We start from the raw sequence: 20,329 nt of genomic DNA, 5'->3' as shown, positions 1-20,329 counted from the left end.
CCCCGGGCCGCGCCGCGGGCGCTCTCCAGCTCAGCCCTGGGCCTTGAGCTCCGCGATGTCCTTGAGGAGCGCCTGCTCGTGCCCCTCGGGCTTCACCTTCTGGTACGTCTTCCGCAGCACGCCCTGCGGATCGACGACGAAGGTCGTCCGGTCCCAGTAGAAGTTGCCCTTCCACTCGCTCTGCCCGACGCCCGCGGCCTTGAGGAGCTCGTGCTTCGTGTCGGCGAGCAGATCGATGGTGAACGAGAACTTGTCGCAGAAGCTCTTGTGCGACGCGACGTCGTCCTCGCTCACGCCGACCACCGCGACGTTGGCCTTGTCGAAGTCCTCCTTGGAGGCCGTGAACGACTTGCCCTGGATGGTGCAACCCGGCGTGTCGTCCTTCGGATAGAAATAGACGACGAGCCATTTGCCCGCGAAGTCCTCGAGCTTCACGGTCCTGCCGTCCTGGTTCGGCAGCGCGAAGCGCGGGAACGGCTTTCCAATCTCGACGCTCATCTTCTCTTTGCCTTTGGCTGTGGGCCGGAGGACGGCGCCTCCTGGCCGGTGACGGTCATGTTGTGGTGGAGCGGCGCGGCCCGGGCAATCCTCTCGTTGCCCGCGCCGGCTCAGCGCGGGATGAGCCCGCGGAACCAGGCCGCCACCGACGAGGAGGACTCGTCCTGGTGGAGCGACTCCGGCCCTTCCAGCTCGTCGGCGAGCCCGCCGAGCGGCCCATCGCTGCGCGGGGGCGGCGAGCTCGAGTGGGTCTGCCCGTGGAGCAGGCTCGTGGACCCGTCCAGGGTGGGCAGCAGGTTGAGGCCGCTGCCGCTCGAGGTCGGCTCCTTCGTGAGCGACTTGAACTCGAGGAGCATCATGTCGATGAGCTCGGCGATCTTCTGCGTCCCGTCGACCGCCCGCGCCGGCCCGCCCTTGGCGCGCTCCACGAGCTCGGCCACGTCGTCCTCGCTCACCGGGCGGCCGAAGCGGTAGAGGAAGCGGGTGAGGTCGCGCCCGAGCTCGCGCGCGGTGTGGTAGCGGGCCGCCGGATCGCGGGCGAGCGCGCGGCGGATGATCTGCTCCAGCTCGCGCGGCACCTCGCCGTTGATCTGCTGGAGCGAGGGGACCACCGCGTCGCGCACGAGCCGCACCGTGATGTAGTCGGAGTCGCCGAGGAAGAGCCGGCGCCCGGCGAGCATCTCCCAGAGGATGATCCCGAGCGCGAAGATGTCGACGCGCTGGTCGACGCCCTGCTCGAGCACCGTCTCCGGCGCCAGGTAGCCGAACTTCCCCTTGATGATGCCCGCGTCGCTCTCGGCGAGCTGGCTCGACGCCTTCGCGAGCCCGAAGTCCACGATCTTCACCTCGCCGTAGCGGGTGATGAGCACGTTCGCCGGGGTGATGTCCCGGTGCACGATCTGGAGCGGCTTTCCGTCCGCGGTCGCGAGGTCGTGCGCGTAGGCGAGGCCCTGGCACATCTTCGCGGCCATGAACGCGGCGACCTCGACGCTCATCGGCCGGCCCACCTTCTTCTGGTGCTCGAGGAGGGCCCGGAGGTCGGCGCCGTCGACGTACTCCATGACGATGAAGTACGTCCCGTCGCCGACGCCGATGTCGAACACCGACACGACGTTCGAGTGCGAGAGGTGCGCCGAGAGGCGCGCCTCGTCGAGGAACATCGCGATGAACTGCTCCTTCTTGCTGAGCTGCGGCAAGACGCGCTTGATCGCGACCTGCTTCTTGAACCCCTCGATCCCCGCGCTCTCGGCGACGAAGACCTCCGCCATGCCGCCGGAGGCGAGGCGCTTGATGACCCGGTACCGCTGCTGCTCGGACATGCCCTGTCTGTCGTCCTCCCGCCCCGTCCCGTCTCGTGTGCCCAGTCTAGCGGCTCGGGGCCGGCGGCGGATGAAATCCATGCGGCGCCGCGCCCCGGGTCACCGGAACGTGGCGAGCGCCGCGACCGCCGCGAAGGAGAGCCCGACGAGCGCGGCGAGCGCGAGCACCGACAGGATCGGCTCCGCCCGCACGGTGGCGAGCAGCCGGCCGCGATCTTCCCTGGACAGCGGCGCCCCGTCGGTTCCGTCCTCCCCCTCGCCGCCCGACGCTGCGGCGAGGTGCGCGGCGAGGCGCCGCCGCGCGGTCCGGGCGCGGAGCGCGAGCAGGAGCATCTCGGCGACCCCGGCGGCGCCGAGCACCAGGAGGCCAGCGCGCCGCGCCCGCGAGGCGCGGGCCCGCTCGCGCGCCTCGGCCGCCGGCACCCCGTCCGCGAGCAGCGCCACGCGCCGCGGCGCGACCGGGCTCGCGGCGGGCGAGAGCGGCCAGGCGACCGTGCCCGCGCCTCGCTCGTACGGGTCGCTCGCGACGACCGCCCACCCCGCGGCGCCGGGCGGCTGCCCGTCCGGGAGCGCCAGCGTCCCCGAGAAGAAGCCTCCGCCATCGGCCGCGAGCGGGACCACCGCCCCGAGCAGGCGGCCGTGCGCGCCTCCGATCGAGACGTAGGCGTGCGGCTTCGGCGCCGGCGAGGTGAGCCGGAGCTCTGGCCGCTCGCCCGCGAGGCCGGCCGGGTCGAGCCAGATCGCGCCTGGGATCACGGGCAGCCTCCCTTCCCAGGCGCCGCCCGCGCCCCGCGCCCCGGGCGGCGCGCTCCCGGGGCGCGCCGCGCGCAGCGTGAGCTCGACGGTGTGCGCCAGCGGCCTGATCGTGAGCTCCGCGGCGCCCCGCGCGTCGGCGGTGATCTGCGCCGGCCCGCTGCCCTGTCCCCCGAGATCCGCCCCGACGGCGCTCGCCTCCACGCGCGCCCCTGGCACGGGCGCTCCGTCCTCCGTCTCGACCGTGACGCGCACCGGCTCCGGGAACGGCGCCGCCATGGCGCCCCGCGCGACCGTGACCCGGAGGCGGAGCTCCCCCTGCGCCGCGCCGGGCAGCGGGCTCGCGTCCGCCGCTCCGGGCAGCGCGCTCGCGTCCGCCGTGGGGAGCGGGGGCGAGAGCGGCACCTCCTGCTCCAGGAGCGCGTCGCCGCCCCGCAGGATCCGCACAACGACCGGCGCCTTCAGCCCGCCGCCTGCGCGCAGCAGCGCCTCGCCGATTCCGTCCTTTCCTGTCGAGCCGCTCCATCCCGCGAGCGGCGCCCCCGCGGACGTCGCGCTCACCTCGATCTCCGGCAGCGCCGCCGGATCGTCGGCGCCGTGGAGCCGGCGCACCCCTTCGATGCGGAGCGCGAGCGCCTCGCTCCCGGCGATCGGGGCGCCCCACACCCGCACGCCGGTGGCCATGCGCTGCGCTCCTGGTCCCAGGAACACGAGCGCGGCGAGCCCGATGCTGAGCGCGGGCAGGACGTAGGTCGCCGCGTCGGGCATCGATCTCATGGTCGTCCCAGCATACCTCTCCGTCCCTGCGGCGCGGGCGGGCCTCGGGTCAGGCTGGCTGCTCGTGCGGAGCGCTGGTGGCTTGCCGAGCCCCTTTGCGTCCGGGCGTCTCCTCCGATAGGAAGCCGCCGATGGCAGCCGACAGACCGGTGAAGCGCAAGCGCAAGGGCTCGGGGTCCACGGGGCAGGGGGACGAGGTGCTGCTGCGGCAGCGCACCGATCCGCGGAGCGAGCGTCGTTTCGAGCCCAAGGCGTCGCTCGAGCTCGCCCTCACCTTGCTCGGCATGTCCGTCGCGGCGCTCCTCGCCGGCGCGGGCGTTTACGGCCAGTGGTTTCGGGGCGAGGAGGCGGGCGCGCACCCTGCTGCCCCGTACCTGCTCGTCGGTGCGCTCCTCCTCGGCGCCGCGGCGGGCCTGTTCGGTCAGTGGTCGATGAAGCCCGTCCGCGTCGGCGACGCCGGCGTGGCGCTCGAGAACGGCCCTGGCGAGATCGAGCGCATCGGCTGGAACGAGGTCACCGGCCTGTTGCTGACGGAGTCGGCGCTCACGGTCCAGGGTGGCGGCACCGTGATCGCCATCCCGCTGCGCGCGCATCTCCCTGCGGCCTCTCGCGTCCTTGCGGAGGCGAGGAAGCGCATCCCCGGCCGCGTCGCCGACATCAAGGAGGACGCCCTGCCTGCTCCCGACGACGCTGCCGGCGAGGCGCGCCCGCTGGAGCCGCCCCAGGTCGCCGGCCTTCACTGCAAGGCCACGGACAAGCTCATCGCCTTCGAGGCCGACGCCCGCCTCTGCGGCCGCTGCGGCGAGCTCTACCACAAGGACGGCGTCCCCCCCCGCTGCACGACCTGCGAAGCCCCACTGCGTTGAGCGGCGGTCGCCCGCTGCGGATACGGGCCCATCTCGGCGTTTTCGGTGCTCAGCGCACTGAAGTGCGCCTCCGCGCCGAAAACGCCGATCTGGACCCGTCTCCTGTGCGGGCGACCGCCGCTCAGTGAGCGCGTCGGTGGTTCGGTCCGGGGAGCGCGCCAGGTCGCCTCGGGCCGGGCGGCTCGGCACTCCGCCCCCGCGCGCCGCCGACCCTCAGAGCCCGAAGCGCGCCGCGTTCTCCCGGAGGAACGCGATGTACACGTCGGCCTCCTGGTGCGACGTCACCTCGCCCGCGTCGACCGCCTGCTCCAGCGCCCGCTTGATCTCGCCCACCCGACGCGACGGCGGCAGCCCGAACGCCTGCATGATGGCGTCGCCGATGCCGCTCGGCAGCGGCGGCACCACCGCGTCCTCGGCCTGGACCTGCAGCACCCGCTCGGCCAGGTCGTTGATCTGCTTCAGCCCCTTCCGCTTCTTCTCGGGCCGCTTCGTCGTGATGTCCGCCCGCGACAGGTCGAGCACATCGTTCAGGCAGCCGCCCATCTCCTTCGCGAAGCGCCGCACCGCGCTGTCGGTCCACGACGCGTCGTACTGGCTCGCCCGCAGGTGGTGCAGGATCAGGAAGCGGATGCTGCCCTTCAGCGATTCTTCCTTCGAGAACAGCGGCAGCCGCCGGTCGATCTTGTCGAACATGCGCGCGCCGACCTCGGCGTGACCGAAGAAATGGACCTCCCCCGTCGGCGAGATGGTCCGCGTCCTCGTCTTGCCGATGTCATGGAGCAGCGCCGCCCAGCGGACCTCGAGCCTCGGCACCGCCTGACGCACCACCTGCTTCGTGTGCTTCCACACGTCCTTGTGGCGCCACTCGCCGTCGCCGAACCCCACCATCGCCTCGACCTCGGGCAGCATCGTCGCCAGGGCGCCCGACTCGAGCAGGGCGTCGAGCCCGGCCTCGGCGTCGTCGCTCATCATGATCCGGTCGAGCAGCTTGCGGACGTCGGGCAGGTAGATCGCCGCCGCCGCCTTGAAGTCGGCGGGGCGCCCCGAGATCACCCTGGTCGAGGGGCGTGGCTCGGCGGCCGCCTCGGGCTGCGCGGGCTCGGCCCTCTCTGCTCGCTGAACGGCCCACTCGAGCGCCTCCATGGCCCGCTTCGGGCTCGCTTCCTGGGTGAGAATCTCCTGCACGCTGTCCTTCCACACTTTCGAGGTTACGGGATCGCCCGGGGCGCGCCGGTCGCGCGGCCCGCACGGGGGTCCGCCGGTTTAGAGCCAGCCGGTACTCCGCGCAATGGTTCGTCGCTCGGCGCCGGTTCGTCGCGCGTCGCGCGTCGCGTCGGAGCGCGCAGGTCCGCCGGAGACGGCGCGTCAGGTGCGGAGGAGCCTGCCCACGTGGTCCCGCTCCCACGCGAGGGAGCGCTCGTAGTCGCGGAAGAGCCGCTCGCGGGCGAGGAACTGGGGCGGATGGAGCATCCGGCGCCCGTTGCCGTGGCTCGCGGGCATCACGTGGTGGAGCATCTCGTGGTAGATGACGTAGGAGATGAAGTAGCGGGGGACCCAGGGCCGGTCGAGCACCGGGTGGATGCGGATCAGCCGCTCCACCGCCGAGTAGCTCCCGAGCTTGATGGTGCGCCGCGGCTTCCGCGCCTTGGTCCGCTTGCCCCAGGTGATCAGCGCGTCGACCACGCCGCCGAAGTACGTGTGGTTCACCTTCTGGAACAGGGTCAGCAGATCGTGCGTCCGCCCCTGCGTCGAGAGCGGCGTGCTCACCGGCCGGCTCGCCCGGATGCGATGACCGTTCTCGTCGATGTACTGGCCGACGAGGAGCGACGCGGCCCGGTCCTGGTTCACCACGTACCGGACGAGCGCATCCTGAACGACCGCCGGCGCATCCAGGAACATGTGATGGACGCGCGCCTGCAGGATCCCCTCCCGCAGCGACGAGGAGATCATCTGCCGGTAGTTGTCGGTCACCGAGAGGAGCACCGGCCGCTTCTGGGCCAGCTCCAGGCGCCGGACGAGCGCCTGGCGCGCCCCCTCGTGCACGTAGATCTGCGGCTGGCCCGACGGCAGGTCGATGTCGATCGGATGGTGGCGGGGGTCCGGCACCCGGACGACGGCCCGAGAGACGCGCGGCCACAAGGAAGAGGGTGCTGCACCCTTCCCACCGCTGCGCGACAGACGGCCTGGAGGGGGTTGAGCGAAGGGGAAGACCATCTGTCCCGCCATCTCAATCCTCCTTATTTGGGCGTATTCTCGGGTGGGATCCTTGTCAAGCGAGCGGCCGAAATCATCGAAATCATTCGGATTTGTGATTACGTAAGCAGGGGGCCGGCACCGCCTGCGGGGGTACGGCAGGCGCCCCGGCCGCCGCTCGCCCACAATCGGGATTTCCACAGCAAATTCATGGACTTGCCTGGGCCGCCGCGGCGCGCCGCGGGGCCGCTCCGGTCGACCCGGCTCGGGCCGCGCCGCCTTCCGCCTCGGACGCGTGCGTCTGCTCCCGCTCCATCGCGATGACCCGGCACGCGCACGGCGCGTCCTCGCTAGGCGAGCGCGCGCGGGTCGAGGATCCGCGCCACGCGCCAGCGGTGCTGCGCGTGCGGCGCCGGGTCGGGCTCGAGGGCGACGATCAGGGCCGTGGTGAAGCCGGGGAGGGCCAGACCGGGCGCGCCCCGGCCGGACGCGTCGATGAGCGTCCGGACGAGGTGCTCCACGTTCGGCTGGTGCCCGACCAGGAGCGCGTCGGCCCCGCCTCGGGCGAGCGCGGCGACGAGCGCGAGCGGGAGATCGGCGTCGACCGAGAGCTCGTCCCGGACCTCGACCTCCGGCGCGCCGCAGCGGGGCGCCGCGATCTCGGCGGTCTCGCGGGCGCGCGCCAGGGGGCTCGCGAGCACCCGCGAGAGCGGCGCGCCGCCCCGGATGCGGTGGAGCTCGATCGCGACCCGCTCGACGCGGTCGCGGCCCTCGGGGGTGAGCCTCCGGTCCGCGTCCCGTCCGCTCGCCGCTCGGTCCTCCGCCGGGCCGTGCCGCATCACGTAGAGGTGCATGGCGGTCGCGGCCCGCGTCAGTTCGTCTTGCCCGGGGCGCGCCGGGCGTCCTGGCCGGACGGGCCCGCTTCGCCGCGACCCTTCGCCTGCGCGGGGGGCTCGGCCGCGGCCGCTCCGCCCTTCGGGCCGGCGGCCGCGGCGCCGTTCGCCGCGGCGCCCGCGCCGGCGCGGGAGATGCCGTGCTTCGCGAGGACCATCGACTCGATCTTCTCGAGCGCCGCCGGGTGCTGCTCGAGATAGGAGCGGGCGTTCTCCCGGCCCTGGCCGATGCGCTCGCCCTGGAACGAGAACCAGGAGCCGCTCTTCTCGATGATGCTCGCCTCGGTCGCGAGGTCGATGACGTCGCCGCTGTGGCTGATGCCCTGGCCGTAGAGGATGTCGAACTCCACCTCGCGGAAGGGGGGCGCCATCTTGTTCTTCACGACCTTGACGCGGGTCCGGTTGCCCACGACCGCCGGCTCCTTGCCGCCCGCGGCCGCCTCCTTGATGGCGCCGATGCGGCGGATGTCGAGCCGGACCGAGGCGTAGAACTTGAGGGCGTTGCCGCCGCTCGTCGTCTCGGGGCTGCCGAACATGACGCCGATCTTCATGCGGATCTGGTTGATGAACATCAGCAGGCACTGCGAGCGGGAGGTCGTCCCGGTCAGCTTGCGGAGCGCCTGGCTCATCAGCCGGGCCTGGAGGCCGACGTGGCTGTCGCCCATGTCGCCCTCGATCTCCGCCTTGGGGACGAGCGCGGCGACGGAGTCGACGACGATGATGTCGACGGCGTTCGAGCGGACCAGCATGTCGGCGATCTCGAGCGCCTGCTCGCCGTAGTCGGGCTGCGAGATGAGCAGCTCGTCGGTCTTCACGCCGAGCTTCTTGGCGTAGTTCACGTCGAGGGCGTGCTCGGCGTCGATGAACGCCGCCGTCCCGCCCGCCCGCTGGATGGCCGCGATGGCGTGGAGGGTGAGGGTCGTCTTGCCGCTCGACTCCGGCCCGTAGATCTCGACGATGCGGCCGCGCGGGTAGCCGCCGATGCCGAGGGCGATGTCCAGGCCGAGCGAGCCGCTCGGCACGGCCGCGACCTCGTCGTGCAGCGTCTGCCCGTCCTTGAGGCGCATGATCGCCCCTTTGCCGTACTCCTTCTCGACGCTCGCGATCGCGAGCTCCAGGGCGGCAGACTTCTGCTTGGTGTTCTTCTCGTCGCTCATGCGTACCTCGGGGCGGGGGGCCGAAGGGAGGGGAGACCGAAGGGGATCACGCTGCCGGATCCCCGACGTGCGGGGCAACAGTTTCCGGCAGCTTTACTGTCCGGTTGTTCAGGAAGCAAGACCCCCGCACCCCGGATAGGACCGAAAACGTCCGCGCGCCGGCCCGGCCGGGCCGGGCCGGACGGCCGTCGCGCGCGGCCGCCGCGCCGGGCGCCGCGACAGCCTCGCGCCCGGTCGGACCGACGCCGGACGGGGCGAGGACGTCGCGGTCGGAAGGGCCGTTTCCCGGCTGCCGTGGAGTCTCACAACCCGGGCAACAATCGTGATCGTCGCACACCGGGAACGCTGGCGGACTCTTCATGTGTGGGCCACACCTTCCACGTGGGGGGCGGGGGCCGCTTTTTCCCGGGGTTTTCCCTGGGCCGGTACGAGTTCGTCCTGCGGGTGGCCGCAGGCGAGACGGGGGAGGTCTGGGCGGGTCGGCTCAGGCGCGAGCACGGGTTTCAGAAGCTCTTTGCCATCAAGGTGCTTCACCCCGAGCTCTCGCCCGACCCCGACGCCGTGCGGATGTTCCTCGAGGAAGCCGCGCTCGCGGCGCGCATCCGGCACCCGAACGTGGTGCCCGTCGTGGATCTCGGCGAGGAGGGCGGCACCCTCTTCTATGTCATGGAATGGGTCAGCGGCGAGCCCCTCTCGGCGGTGCTGCGCGCCGCGCGCCGGCGCCCGGCGCCGGTGCTCGCCGCGGCCCGGCTGGCGTACCAGATCTGCGCGGCGCTCGACGTGGCGCACGAGCTCCGGGACGAGGTCGGAAACCCCCGGGAGCTCCTCCACTACGACGTCTCGCCCGACAACGTCCTCATCACGTCCGAGGGGCTCGTCCGCCTGGTCGATTTCGGCATCGCGAGGTTCGAGGAGGAGCGGCTGTCGGAGCGCCGGCCTTCGCTCCGGGGCGACGGCGGGCGCGCCTTCGCCGCGGCGGCGGGCGGCGAGGGGGGCGCGCTCCTGTTCAGGAGCAGCGCGCCGTACATGGCGCCGGAGCACATCCGGGGGCAGCCGTGCGACCGGCGGGCCGATCTCTTCGGGGTGGGGGTGCTGCTCTACGAGCTCCTCTCGGGCGCGCACCCCTTCCAGGCCGACGACAGCGAGAGCACGATGACCCACATCGCGAGCGAGCGGCCCGCCGCGCCGCTGTCGTCGCGCGCCGTCCCGTCCCGCCGCGGGTTCGCCGAGCGGCTGAGCGCGGCGCCGCCGCCCGAGCCGATCCCGCCCGCGCTCGATCGCCTCGTCTCCGAGGCGCTCGCCAAGTCGCCCACCGCGCGCACGGCGACGGCCGCGCAGCTGATGCGCGCGCTCGAGGAGGCGGTGCCGGGCGCCGCGCACCCGGGCAACGACGCGCTGGTCGCCGCCTGGATCGGGCAGGTGCTCGGGAACGCGTCCCACCTCCGCACGCAGCAGCTGCGCGCCGCGCTCGAGTCGCTCGATCCGGGGGACGGCGCGGCCGACGAGGCGGAGCCGCTGCCCGCCTGGCGGCGGTGGGCGCAGGCGGCGTGGGCGTTCGGGGCCGCGGTCCTCGGGGTCGCGCTCGCCGGGACCACGGCGGTGAGGGACAGCCCGCTCCCGCCGGCCTCGTTCGCCGCGCCGGCCGGGCCGCGCGCGGACAGCGCCGCGAGCAGCCTCGGCGCGCCCCCGCGCCGCCGAGGCGCGGCGAGCACGCCGCACCGGAGATGAGCCGGCGCCGGCGCGAGGTCCCGCGCCGTCGAGGGAGCGGGGCCGCGCGCGTCAGGGGTCGACGGTGCCCTCGAGGATCGCGCGCGGGCCGTCGATGAGCATGAAGGTCGCTTCCTCCTCGCCGACCCTGGCGAAGAGGGCGTCGATGCCGCCGCGGACGTCGGCGACGTCCCTTTCGGCGTGGGCGTCGCTGCACGCGGCGTAGTAGTAGCCCTCCTCGAGCAGCTGCTCCGCGGCGCGGCGGGGGGTGCGCCCGTACTTGCCGGTGAGGGCCGCGACGTCGAGGAGGAGGACGGCGCCGGCGTCGAGGAGCGGATCCAGCGAGGAGCAGTCGTCGAAGACGGGCTCGTAGCGCTCCGGGTGGGCGATGACGGGGCGGAGCTTGCGGCGGCTGAGGTCGAAGAGCCGCTCGGCGACGCGGACGGGGAAGCTCCGGGTCGGGAGCTCGACGAGCGCCGCGCGGCCGCCGGGGTAGGGGAGGGCGCTGCCGTCGAGGAGGCGCTGGAAGACGACGTCATCGAAGAAGTGCTCCGACGAGAGGTCGAGCGCGGGCAGGCCGCGCGCGTCGTCGGCGCGGCGCAGCGCGGCGCACGTCGCGTCGTAGGCGGCGCGGAGGCTCTGCCGGGTGTTGTCGAACATCCCGGGGCGCATGTGCGGCGTGGCCACCACGGTGTCGAACCCGGCGCCGCGGAGCGCGGTGAGGAGGGCGAAGCTCTCCTCGACGGTGCGGGCGCCGTCGTCGATGCCGGCGACCCAGTGGCAGTGGAGATCGATGAAGCCGCGCATCGTGCGCTCGAACTTAGCAAAGTTGGCCGCCCTCGTGCGCTGCGACCATCCTTCGCGTGGAGGAGGTGTTCGTGTCGCTCTCGTTATCGAACCAGCAGCTTGTGCCGGAGCCCGGGTCGAATGGCGGTGCAGGGGGCCAGCGCGGCGACCAGCAGGGGAGCCGCGCGGAGCGGCCCGAAGGCCGAGGCGCGCTCTCGGCCGAGGGGGACGCGGCGGCCGCCGGGGAGGGGGCTCCCGCCTCCGAGCGGCGGCGCCGCCGCAGCGACGACCCGATCACCGCGCTGCACTATCAGCTCTCGACGACGCGCTCGGAGGCGAACCTGGACGTCGTGGTCCTCGTGGACGACAGCGGCTGCCTGGTCGCCGGGGCGGGCGCGTGGCCCGCGTGCGAGGAGCTCGCCGCCTACGCCCCGCTCCTCGCCAACCCGGACGCCGTCCAGAGCGCCGCGGTCGGCTCGCGCATCGCCGCGCTCACCGCGGAGGTCGAGGTGCAGAGCCTCGCCGTGGCGGGCGGGGAGGTGCTGCTCTGCGGCCGCGGCGGCACGGCGGAGCGCGGCGCCTCCATCGCCCGGGCCGCCGCCGGGTGCCTGCGCATCCTCCGCGCCGCGGCCTGAGCGCTGCGTTCACCGCGGGCCGAGCGCATCGTTCATCCACCGTGGGCTGAGCGCTCGTCGGGCCGCGGGTCGAGCGCTCGTCCATCGCGGGCACCGCGGGTCGAGCGACCGTCCGGCCGCAGCCGGAGCGCTCGCCGCGCAGCCGGACGAGCGCTCGCGCCCCCGGTTCGTGCTACAAGGGGCCGCGACCTCAGGTCGCGCGCCATGCCCGGCCCGCTCGCACCCCCTCGAAACACCCCGCCCGCCGCCCACGCACCCCTCCGGGCGGACGACGCCGGCCTGGCCTCGCTGCTCGCCTCCCGCAGGGTGATCCTCTGCGTCGGCTGCGGCGGCGTCGGCAAGACGACCACCACCGCGGCGCTCGGCCTCGCCGCGGCCCGCCGGGGCAAGCGCGTGCTGTGCCTGACGATCGACCCGGCGCGCCGCCTCTCCCAGAGCCTCGGGCTCGAGGAGATGAAGACCGAGGCGCAGACGATCGAGCCGGCCCGGTTCGCCAGGGCGGGCATCGACGTGCCCGGCTCGATGACGGTGATGATGCTCGACACGAAGTCGACGTTCGACGGCCTCGTCGCCTCGCTCGCCCCGTCGCCCGAGCAGCGCGACCGGATCCTCGGCAACGTCCTTTACAAGTACATCTCCACGTCGCTCGCGGGCACGCAGGAGTACATGGCGATGGAGAAGCTCTACGCCGTGAGGAGCGACCCGAGCTACGACCTCGTCCTGCTCGACACGCCGCCCACGGCGAACGCGCTGGATTTCCTCGACGCGCCCGAGCGGCTCGTCGGCGCCATCGACAGCGCGGCGACGCGCTGGTTCGTGCAGGCGTTCCAGAGCTCCGGCAAGCTGTCGCTCAACCTGCTGGCGCGGTCGACCGCGGCGGTGCTGCGCGGCATCGGCAAGCTGACCGGCAGCGGCTTCCTCGAGCAGATCGCGGCGTTCATCAGCGAGATGAACGCGGTCTTCGGCGGCTGGAAGCAGCGGGCGGACGCGGTGGCGTCGGCGCTGCGCGGCCCCGACGTGGCCTACGTGCTCGTCACGACGCCCGATCCGCTCTGCGTGCGCGAGGTGCTGTTCTTCGCCGATCGCCTGCGCGAGCAGGACATGCGGCGCGACGCGTTCGTCGTGAACCGCGTCCACCCGGTGTACGGCGCCCTCCCCGGCGCCGCCGAGGTCGCCGCCGCGCTCGACGGCAGCGGCCTCGCGCTCGGCCCCGGCGCGGCGGCGCGCCTGCTGCAGGCCGCCGAGGACGAGACCCGCATGGGCAAGCTCGATCAGCTGAACCTGATCGCCCTCGAGGCGGCGCTGGAAGACGAGCAGACCGGCGGCAGCGTCCGCGTCGACGTGCCGGCGTTCCCGTACGACATCTACGACGTGGCCGGCCTCGCGAGGATCGCCGACGTGCTGGCGCCGCTGCCCGGGGCGGCGGGCTGACGGCTGCGCCAGCACGGGCAGGCCGCGGTCCGCCGGGGCGGGGGCGCGGCCAGCGGCGGGTGGAGCGGCGAGGAATCGGGTCAGCAGGCTCGAGGAGCCGTACCAGCAGGTCCGGGGAGCCGTACCAGCAGGCTCGAGGAGCCATACCAGCAGGCTCGAGGAGCCATACCAGCAGGTTCGAGGAGCCATACCAGCAGGCTCGAGGAGCCATACCAGCAGCTCCGGGGAGCCATACCAGCAGGCTCGAGGAGCCATACCAGCAGCTCCGGGGAGCCGTACCAGCAGGCTCGAGGAGCCGTACCAGCAGGTGCTGGCAAGCGACCTGGGACCGCCGGCACGCGAGCCGGGTCTGCTGGCAAGCGCCCGGGGGGCTGCTGGTGCGCACCCCAGGTCTGCTGGTCGACGTCCCGGATCGGCCGGCGGGCACCGCTCCCGCGGCAGAGCGGTGCGGGACCGCTGTCCGGCCGCCCGGGCGCGCGGGGCGGCCTACCCCCGCCGGCGGCGCTCCTTGTACTTCACCCGGACCGGCACGCCCTCGAGACCGAACGCCTGCCGGAGCTGGTTCGACACGTAGCGCCGGTAGCTGAAGTGGAGCTTCTCGGGGTCGCTCGCGACGACGACGAACAGCGGCGGCGACGTCTCGGCCTGCGTGACGAAGAACAGCCGGGGCGCGCGCCCGCCGTGCGTGGGAGGCGGGTGCGTGAGGAGGATCTGCTCGAAGAAGCGGTTGAGCTCCCCGGTGGGCACGCGCTTCCGGTAGGCGTCGGCCACCTGGCCCACCGTCTCGAGGAGCTTCGCCACGCCGCGCCCGCTGCGCGCGCTCACGTGCACGATCGGCGCCCACGGCACGAACGCGAGCTTGTCGCGGGCGTCCTGCTCCGCCTTCGCGAGCGCCTTCCGGTCGAGGAGATCGATCTTGTTCAGGCCGATCACGATGCCGCACCCCCGGTCGACCGCGAGGCCGAGGATCTTCGCGTCCTGCTCGGCCACGCCCTCGGCGGCGTCGCAGAGCAGGAGCACGACCTCGGCCCGCTCCATCGCGCGGATCGCGTGCATCACGCTGACCGCCTCGACGGCGCTGTCCTCCTTCGTCACCTTCGACTTGCGCCGGATGCCGGCCGTGTCGATGAGCAGGAACCGCTTGCCGTCGCGCTCGGCCAGGGTGTCGATCGGATCGCGCGTCGTACCCGGCTGCGCGTCGACGAGCATCCGCTCCTCGCCCGCGACGCGGTTGACGAGCGACGACTTCCCCGCGTTCGGGCGCCCGACGATGGCGATGCGGAGCGCCCCCTCGGCCGACTCCTCGGGCGCCGCGGGCTCCTTGGGGAGCGCGGCCTCGATGGCCATCTCCAGATCCGAGATGCCGCGGCCGTGGAGGGCGCTGATCGGGATGAGCCGATCCATCCCGAGGCGGTACAGCTCCGCCGCCTCGGCCTCGGCGCGCGGCGAGTCCGCCTTGTTGGCGACGTAGATCACGGGCTTGCCCGCGCGGCGCAGGAGGCCGAGCTCGGCGTGCTCGGACGGCGTGACCGGCGTCACGGCGTCGAGCACGCACACGATCACGTCGGCCTCGGCGATGGCGAGATCGATCTGCCGCTTGATCCCCTGCCGCATGGGGTCGTCGCTCTCGGGGTCGAACCCGCCCGTGTCGACGAGCGTGAAGCGCCGTCCCCGCGAGGTGACGTCGCCGTAGTGGCGATCGCGGGTCACCCCGGGCTCGTCGTGCACGATCGCGACGCGCTTGCCGACCAGCCGGTTGAACAGCGTGCTCTTGCCGGTGTTGGGCCGCCCGACCAGCGCCACGATCCCGGCCGAGGGCGGCGGGGCAGGCGCGCCGGCCGCGGCGTCCTCGGCGGCCGCGAGGGCCTCGTCGGCGAGCTCCGCCGCGAGCTCGTCCCTGTCCTCCGTCGGATCGTGGCTGCTCTGCTCGAAGGCATTGCGCCCCTTGCTCAGCCCCGAGCCGCTGCCCTTCTTCGCGCCCGCTGCGGCCTTGCCGGATGCGGCAGCGGCCTTGCGGGGCACGGCAGCGGCCTTGCGGGGCGCGGCGGCCTTGCCGGGCGCCGCAGCGGCCTTGCCGGGCGCGCTCTTTCTGGAGGCGACCGCGCTCTTGCCGGAGGCGGCAGCGCCCTTCCTGGGAGCGACGCCGCCCCTCTTCTCGGGGCGATCGCCCGTCTTCGTCGCCCGGCCACCGCCGGCGGCGGCGGCCTGGCCGCGCCTGGTCCCCTTGGAAAGAGCTGGTTTCGCCGCGCTCACGAGGTCTCTCCCTTGTTGTAACCGAGCTCTTCCAGCCTCTGGAGCGACTCGCGCCACTCCGGCGTCACCCGCACCCAGAGCTTGAGGTTCACCTGCCGGCCGACGAGCTCCTCGATCCGGAGCCGGGCCTCCGTGCCGATCCGCTTGAGCTGCTCCGCGCCGGCGCCGATCAAGATCTTCTTCTGCCCGGGCCGCTCCACGTGGATCGTCGCGTCGATGTGCAGCGCGCCGTCGCCCGTCGGCTCGACGTAGCGCTCGATCTGCACGGCGCTGGCGTGCGGCACCTCGGCCTTCGTCGCGCGGAGGATCTGCTCGCGCACGTACTCGGCGGCGAAGAAGCGCGTGGGCCTGTCGGTGAGCTCATCGGGCGCGAAGCCCCAGGCCCGCTCGGGGCACAGCTTCGCCACCTCGTCCAGCACGCGCTGGACGCCGTCCTCGCGCAGCGCCGAGATGGGGACGATCGCCGCGAACTCCCGGATCTTCGCGAACGCGTCGAGGAGCGGCAAGAGCCGCGCCTTGTCCCGCACCCGGTCGACCTTGTTGAGGACGAACACCACCGGCGACTCGCTCCCGAGGTCCGCGAGCAGCGTGAGGTCGCCCGGGTGCGGCGCGAACGGCGGGCCGTCCTCGCCTTCCGTCGCGCGCCGCGGGAGGCGCGCAGGATCCGGGGCTTCGGTCACGAAGACGATGACGTCGGCGCTCCGCGCCGCCTCGCGCGCCGCCTGGTTCATCACGCGCCCGAGCTCGGTGCGCGGCCGGTGCAGCCCGGGCGTGTCGAGCAGCGCGATCTCCGCCGGGCCGTGGTGCACGACCCCGAGGATCGCGTCGCGCGTCGTCTGCGGCGTCGGCGAGACGATCGCGAGCGGGTGGCCGAGCGCCGCGTTGAGCAGCGTCGACTTCCCCACGTTCGGCCGCCCCACCAGGGCCACGCGCCCGGATCGCCGCGGCAGATCGAGAGACGCGTCGGCCTCCTCGCTACGCCTCGGCTCGGCGCGCTTCCTTCGCTGCTGCTGCCCGCCGCCGAGCGCGCCCGCCGCGCGCTCCGGGAGCGGTCGACCCTTCGCTTCGCCCTCGGGGCGAGGCTCGCGCCCCGCCTGGCCGCGGGCTGCGCTGGAGGAGCGCGCCGCGGCGCCGCGGTTCTTCCTGGCGCCCCGCTCCGCATCCCCTGCCTTGGCAGCGCGCTCGGCGCCGCCCCGGTCCGCCGCGCCTCGCCTGCCAGCGCGCTCGGCGCCGCCCCGCTCCGCACCCCCCGCCTTGGCAGCGCGCTCGGCGCCGCCCCGCTCCGCACCCCCCGCCTTGGCAGCGCGCTCGGCGCCGCCCCGGTCCGCCTCGCCTCGCCTGGCAGCGCGCTCGGCGCCGCCCCGATGGCTCGCGCGACGCGACCTGTCGTCGGGGGGCGCCTCGTCTTCGCGTCGGGGCGGGCGCGCTCGCGGGATCGCCGCGTCGCCCGTCCGGGGATCGTCGCCGGACGATGCTCCCGGGCGGCCGACGCGGCGGCCACCGTTCCTGGCAGGACGGGGGCCAGCGGCGGCCTGGGAGGGCTTCGGCGCCTGCGGGCGCGTTCTCGCGCCCTGGGGCGCGCTCGGGGGACGGCCTTTCACCACGCCGCGCGCGATAGCAGACGCCCAGGGGGGCTACAAACGCTTCCCTACGATCCGTGGTCAAGCGCGCGCGAAGGCGGTAAGGGGATGCCTCGCATGTCGAGCGCCCACCGAGGGGATCCACGAAGCGGAGCCCCGCCCGCCGCCCCCGACCCGCACGCGACCGGAGCCCCGTCCCATGACGAGGGGAGGCCGCGCGACGACCGCTCGGCCGAGGCCGGCGGCGCACCGGCCGCGGGCCGCGCGGGCGCGGTCGACGGCGACTTGCGCGGCGGCCTCGCGCGGCTCGCGGCCCTCGCGCTCGCGGCCCTCGCGCTGCTGCCCCTCCTCGGCAAGAGCGGGATCTGGGACCCCTACGAGCTCGACCGGGCCGACCTCGCCCGCCGCATCGCCCTCCACGTCTTCCACGCCCCGCCCGCGCCCGGCGTGGATCTCGCCGAGCCCGCCGGGCAGCTGCCGACCCTGACCGACCTCGGCATGGGCGAGCTCGGGTTCACCTCGATGGCGCTCGGCTTCCGGCTGCTCGGCCTGCACGACTGGGCCGGGCGCCTCCCGCTCGCGCTGTGGGGGCTCGCCGGCGCGCTCGTGCTCTACGAGTTCCTCGCCCGCCTCGTCGACCGCAAGGCCGGCCTGTACGGCGTCGCCGTGCTCGTCACGATGCCGCTCTACGTGATGCAGGCCCGCACCATGCTCGGCGACATCGTCACCATGGCCGCGCTCACGATGGCGTTCTGCGGGCTGACCGGCGCCCTGCTCGAGGGCGGGCGAAGGGCGCAGCGCGGCGCCCTGCTCGCGCCGGCCGCGTGGATCGCGGTGGGGCTCCTCGGCCTCGCCGCCGGATACCTCAGCCGCGGCCTGCTGATCGGGGTCGCCGTCCCCGCGCTCGGCGCCGGCCTGACGTGGATCGTGCTGCGCACGTCCGGCGCCTGGCCCGCGCCGGAGCGCCCGCGGCCCACGCTCGGCGATCTCGTCGGCGGCGCCGCGCTCCTGCTCGGCGTCGCCGCGGCGGCGAAGGGCCTCCTCGTGCTCGCGAGCGCGAGCGCCGACGCGCCGCTCCCGCGCGCCCTCGGCGTCGCGCTCCTCAAGAAGCCGCCGGTCGAGTCCACGTTCGATCTCACGCTGCGCCAGCTCGGGCACGCGCTCTTTCCGTGGAGCGCCTTCCTGCCGTTCGCCGTCGGCCGGCTCTTCCGCGCGCCGGCCGCGGCGCGAGGGGCCGCGGCGGGCCTCGATCGCGAGGCCGGCGTCCGGATCGCCCTCGTCGTCACGTCGGCGCTCGCCTACGGCGCCTTCGCGCTGCTCGCGCCGCACGCCGGGGCGCTCCCGTTCAGCGGCCCCGCGCTCCTCGCCGCGATCGCCGCGCTCGCCGTCCGCGATCTCGAGCGCGGCGCCCCGTCCTCGCGGGCGCTCGCCGTCGGCTGCTCCGTGCTCGCCTTCGTCCTGTACCGCGACCTCGTCCTCTCGCCGGACCGGGCCCTCAGCGTCTTCTCCGTCGACAAGCCGGTGTTCCCGAAGAGCTTCGAGGAAGAGGCGGCCTCGGTGATGCGCCTCGTCCTGATCGCGTTCGCGGGCCTCGTGGCGCTCACCTGGTTCGAGGAGCAGCCCCGCGAGATCGACCGCGGCCTCAAGGCGTGGGCGCGCCGCCTCGAGCGCGACGTCCACGCCGGCGCCGCGGAGCTCGCGCGCATCTGGGGCGGCAACCTGCTCTTCCTGCTGATCGTCCTCGAGGCGGCGCTCGTCGGCGTCGGCGCGATGATCTTCGTCGGCAAGCGCATCGGATGGGGGACCGTCGCGCGGATGCCGAACCACCTCGCCACCTACGGGATGAACGCGTGGTGGGCGCTGCCCTTGCTGCTCGCGGTCGGGCCCGTTGTGCTCATCGCGGTGCGCGACGCGTTCCGCTTCGTCGTCGCGCGCGCCTCCGTGCCCCGCGCCCTCGGCACGCCGCTCGCCGGCCTCGTCGCCGGCTTCGCGCTGAGCTTCTGGTACTACCCCGCGCTCGCGGCCCAGCTCTCCCCGAAGGAGGTCTTCGAGTCGTACGCGTCGCTGCGCAAGCCCGGCGAGCCGCTCGCGATGCTCGGCGTCCGGAGCCGCGCGGCGGCCTACTACCAGGGCGGCGAGGTCGCGTCGTTCAACGACGCCCCGCAGGCGTTCGCCTGGCTCACCGCGCCCGCCGCGGAGGGCGCCGCCGACAGCGCCGCCGCTCCCGGCGCTCGCCGCTGGCTCGTCGTCAAATCCGACGAGCTGCCCAGGTTGAACAGCCTCTTCCGCAAGCACCACCGGCGCAACCTGCCCGTGCTCGACGGCCGATCGAGCCAGATCCTCCTCGCGTCGAACGAGCTCGGCGGCCAGCCGAACGAGAGCTGGCTCGGCCGTGTCGTGCTCGACGAGCCCGTCGCTCCCGCGAACCCGCTCGACGCGATGTTCGACGATGAGCTGGAGGTGCTCGGCTGGGAGCTGACCGACGACGAGGGCCAGCAGGCCTCGAGCGTGGTCCCGCAGAAGATCTACCACCTGCGGACCTTCTTCCGGGTGCACCGGCCGATCACCGGCAACTGGAAGATGTTCGTTCACATCGATGGGTTTCAGCGCCGTTACAACGGCGACCACGCCGTGATCGAGGGGCGCTACCCGATGAGCCTGTGGCAACCGGGCGACGTCATCGTCGACGACCACGAGCTAAAGCTCGAGCCCAACTTCACCCCGGGCGACTACGCGCTCTACTTCGGCTTCTTTGCCGGGGATACGCGCTTCGAGGTGACCCGCGGACCTGAACACGAGAACCGCATCCGCGGCGGCGTCATCCGCGTGCGGTGAGCCGCCGGTTGTGGGATTCCCGACGCATGCCGCGGCGCGCGCGTCCTCCTGTGCGCCGGGCGACCCACGCGCGGTCCTCGTCGTCGAGCGCCCTCGACGCGCGTGCGGAAAGCGGCTAGTCGCAGAAACATGACCGGGGGCCGTGGTGACTCGAACCATCCGCCCGACACGCCTGGCGGTTCGTCGGCCACCCCCGCGCAGAACGGCGCTTACGGGGACGCCGGCCATGCCGTCGAGGATGCCGAGTGCGAGCTCCCCCCGGATTCGCTCAACCGACGCTCGTCCGAGCGCCTCGACGTCACCTGGCTCGTGGACTGCGAGACGGATGACACGTTCCTCTACGCCTCCATCACCAACATCTCGGAGATGGGCATCTTCGTCCGCACGACGCAGCCGCTCTCGATCGGCACGCGGCTCACGCTCCGCTTCTCGCCCCCGGGGTCCGAGGGCTCGTACGTGCTCGAGGGGACGGTGCAGTGGGTCAACGAGGTGCGCCCCCTCCACGACAACCCGAACCCGGGCATGGGGATCCGCTTCGTCGATCTCACGCCCGACGATCGCGAGCGCATCGTCGACACGATCAGGACGATCGCCTACATCCGCGACGCGCCGGTGAAATCGAACTGACGCGGCGCCGGCGCGCGCC

General features: G+C 73.7%; 16 protein-coding genes. 6 read left to right on the top strand and 10 right to left on the bottom strand.

Annotated features, from left to right (window positions below; genetic code table 11):
- Window positions 1-30: 30 nt before the first annotated feature.
- The 3 genes from WMF20_RS34910 to WMF20_RS34900 all read right to left on the bottom strand — a co-directional run bounded on the left by WMF20_RS34910 (window position 31) and on the right by WMF20_RS34900 (window position 3,347).
- Window positions 31-498 (bottom strand): peroxiredoxin, encoded by a 468-nt coding sequence (locus WMF20_RS34910; RefSeq protein WP_129578390.1) that lies wholly within the window; start codon window positions 496-498, stop codon window positions 31-33.
- A gap of 110 nt (window positions 499-608) precedes the next feature.
- The gene (locus WMF20_RS34905; RefSeq protein ID WP_165374350.1) at window positions 609-1,817 is read right to left on the bottom strand and encodes a serine/threonine protein kinase; all 1,209 of its coding nucleotides are present in this window, start codon (window positions 1,815-1,817) and stop codon (window positions 609-611) included.
- 99 nt (window positions 1,818-1,916) lie between these two features.
- Window positions 1,917-3,347, bottom strand: coding sequence for a hypothetical protein (locus tag WMF20_RS34900; protein ID WP_437606138.1), 1,431 nt, complete (start codon window positions 3,345-3,347; stop codon window positions 1,917-1,919).
- Between the two features lie 131 nt (window positions 3,348-3,478).
- Here WMF20_RS34900 and WMF20_RS34895 point away from each other — a divergent pair, with 131 nt between their 5' ends.
- Window positions 3,479-4,213, top strand: coding sequence for a hypothetical protein (locus WMF20_RS34895; RefSeq protein ID WP_437606137.1), 735 nt, complete (start codon window positions 3,479-3,481; stop codon window positions 4,211-4,213).
- A 213-nt stretch (window positions 4,214-4,426) separates the two neighbouring features.
- Here WMF20_RS34895 and WMF20_RS34890 read toward each other — a convergent pair whose 3' ends face one another.
- The 4 genes from WMF20_RS34890 to recA all read right to left on the bottom strand — a co-directional run bounded on the left by WMF20_RS34890 (window position 4,427) and on the right by recA (window position 8,456).
- The gene (locus WMF20_RS34890) at window positions 4,427-5,398 is read right to left on the bottom strand and encodes an HDIG domain-containing metalloprotein (RefSeq protein ID WP_437606136.1); all 972 of its coding nucleotides are present in this window, start codon (window positions 5,396-5,398) and stop codon (window positions 4,427-4,429) included.
- 180 nt (window positions 5,399-5,578) lie between these two features.
- On the bottom strand, window positions 5,579-6,319 hold the full coding sequence (locus WMF20_RS34885; protein WP_237244367.1) for a hypothetical protein: 741 nt from the start codon (window positions 6,317-6,319) through the stop codon (window positions 5,579-5,581).
- A gap of 437 nt (window positions 6,320-6,756) precedes the next feature.
- Window positions 6,757-7,260, bottom strand: coding sequence for a phosphohistidine phosphatase SixA (gene sixA / locus WMF20_RS34880; protein WP_129578385.1), 504 nt, complete (start codon window positions 7,258-7,260; stop codon window positions 6,757-6,759).
- Between the two features lie 17 nt (window positions 7,261-7,277).
- The gene (gene recA / locus WMF20_RS34875) at window positions 7,278-8,456 is read right to left on the bottom strand and encodes a recombinase RecA (protein WP_437606135.1); all 1,179 of its coding nucleotides are present in this window, start codon (window positions 8,454-8,456) and stop codon (window positions 7,278-7,280) included.
- A 363-nt stretch (window positions 8,457-8,819) separates the two neighbouring features.
- Between recA and WMF20_RS34870 the strand changes: the two genes are divergently transcribed.
- A complete protein-coding gene (locus WMF20_RS34870; RefSeq protein WP_437606133.1) occupies window positions 8,820-10,184 on the top strand; it encodes a serine/threonine-protein kinase in 1,365 nt (454 codons plus the stop codon).
- 51 nt (window positions 10,185-10,235) lie between these two features.
- Here the strand turns inward: WMF20_RS34870 and WMF20_RS34865 are convergent, their stop codons facing one another.
- Window positions 10,236-10,970 carry a tyrosine-protein phosphatase gene (locus WMF20_RS34865; protein ID WP_437606132.1) on the bottom strand — a complete coding sequence of 245 codons (735 nt, stop codon included), beginning with the start codon at window positions 10,968-10,970 and terminating at the stop codon, window positions 10,236-10,238.
- 71 nt (window positions 10,971-11,041) lie between these two features.
- On the opposite strand from WMF20_RS34865, the gene WMF20_RS34860 reads away from it, so the two are divergent.
- The gene (locus tag WMF20_RS34860) at window positions 11,042-11,584 is read left to right on the top strand and encodes a hypothetical protein (RefSeq protein ID WP_437606131.1); all 543 of its coding nucleotides are present in this window, start codon (window positions 11,042-11,044) and stop codon (window positions 11,582-11,584) included.
- A gap of 204 nt (window positions 11,585-11,788) precedes the next feature.
- Window positions 11,789-13,015, top strand: a complete 1,227-nt coding sequence (locus WMF20_RS34855; RefSeq protein ID WP_437606130.1) for an ArsA family ATPase — start codon at window positions 11,789-11,791, stop codon at window positions 13,013-13,015.
- 486 nt (window positions 13,016-13,501) lie between these two features.
- Here WMF20_RS34855 and der read toward each other — a convergent pair whose 3' ends face one another.
- Both der and era read right to left on the bottom strand, forming a co-directional pair.
- Complete coding sequence (der, locus tag WMF20_RS34850) at window positions 13,502-15,268, bottom strand: ribosome biogenesis GTPase Der (RefSeq protein WP_437606129.1); 1,767 nt, start codon at window positions 15,266-15,268, stop codon at window positions 13,502-13,504.
- The gene (gene era, locus WMF20_RS34845) at window positions 15,265-16,197 is read right to left on the bottom strand and encodes a GTPase Era (protein WP_207217584.1); all 933 of its coding nucleotides are present in this window, start codon (window positions 16,195-16,197) and stop codon (window positions 15,265-15,267) included. The genes der and era overlap by 4 nt, the downstream gene beginning before the upstream one ends.
- 768 nt (window positions 16,198-16,965) lie before the next feature.
- Here era and WMF20_RS34840 point away from each other — a divergent pair.
- Entirely contained in the window at window positions 16,966-19,683 is a 2,718-nt protein-coding gene (locus WMF20_RS34840; protein ID WP_437606128.1) for a glycosyltransferase family 39 protein, read from the top strand.
- A gap of 129 nt (window positions 19,684-19,812) precedes the next feature.
- A complete protein-coding gene (locus WMF20_RS34835) occupies window positions 19,813-20,310 on the top strand; it encodes a TIGR02266 family protein (protein ID WP_437606127.1) in 498 nt (165 codons plus the stop codon).
- Window positions 20,311-20,329 lie beyond the last annotated feature (19 nt).

The organism is Sorangium sp. So ce834 (assembly GCF_051521425.1).
Classification (GTDB): domain Bacteria; phylum Myxococcota_A; class Polyangia; order Polyangiales; family Polyangiaceae; genus Sorangium; species Sorangium cellulosum_D.
Note: the sequence above shows the minus strand (reverse complement) of the source record. Positions and strands in the feature narration are given on the sequence as shown.